This window comes from Oleiphilus sp. HI0125, from assembly GCF_001635355.1.
In genome coordinates this window covers 1-1,005 of record NZ_LWGF01001053.1, presented here as the reverse complement: position 1 = coordinate 1,005, position 1,005 = coordinate 1, and the positions used below count along the sequence as shown (strand labels likewise).

General features: G+C 48.0%; 1 protein-coding gene. It reads right to left on the bottom strand.

Going from position 1 to position 1,005, the window contains the following annotated elements:
• The coding region (locus tag A3762_RS18020) for a MotA/TolQ/ExbB proton channel family protein (RefSeq protein ID WP_068756964.1) at nt 1–1,005 on the bottom strand (1,005 nt) is incomplete at both ends.

Genomic DNA, 1,005 nt, shown 5'->3' with positions numbered 1-1,005 from the left:
GCTTGAGAAATCCCGCCCGCCATTAGTTTTGGATCTCCCGTTCCGAACAAGGTAATGGCCTGAAAAGTCGCAATCATTCCTGTTACAGTTCCCAATAGACCCAGCAAAGGTGCAACGGTCGCTAGCAACTTAATAAAGCCTGTTCCTCGATCGAGCGATGGCGCTTCGCGCAACACCGCTTCATTTAACTTCACTTCCAGACCTTCGTACTTATCATGCAGTTGTTCCGCACCAAGATTTTCCGTCGCCAAGAGATGCTCATTTCCGACCGCTAATACCCGGCCTAGAGGGTTTTCTTTGCAAATAGCTTCCGGATTGCACAGTTGCTGCCAAACCTTTGCATGCTCCTTCGAGAGATAGAACAAACGCCATGCGGTAAAAGCCAAGCCGGTAAGGCCAAGCAAAATAATGACGCCACCCACATAACCCCCTTGACGAACGCGATCTGCTAGCGAAGCTTTCTTCTCGATCTGCGCCAGCAGCTGGCCACGAGTTGGATCAATAATCACGTTGAACAGACCAGCCGAAGATGTTCCAACTGGCGCCTTCTCCTCTTCCACCGATGCAAGAACTTGCAGACGTTGTTGCTTCGCTACATAGCTAAGGAACTGTGTATCTGTGCGCGCAGTAAATGGCCCCATACGCAAAACGGAAGTCGTAATTTTCTCTCCATTTTGCTGATACACATCTGCCGGATAGTTCGTGACTTCACCTGATGCTTGAATATCCTTCAGCAACACGAACCACAAGGCTTTCAAATCTTTGATTTCAGGTAAAGACTTACTTTGGAGTAAAGACGGTAAAGTCTGCCTCAAATCTGGATATTGGGTAGAGTTAAGAGACGCATTGATGTCTTGTTGCGTATCACTGGCAACCTGCCTTGCCACAGAAAACAAATCTTTTAAGTGATGAGCACGTTCTTCTAGTTGCTCGCTTAATGCCTCAAGATTTTGCGCCTCTGCCATTACCGTTTTCTGCAGCGCATCGTATTGAATTCTGGCCTGC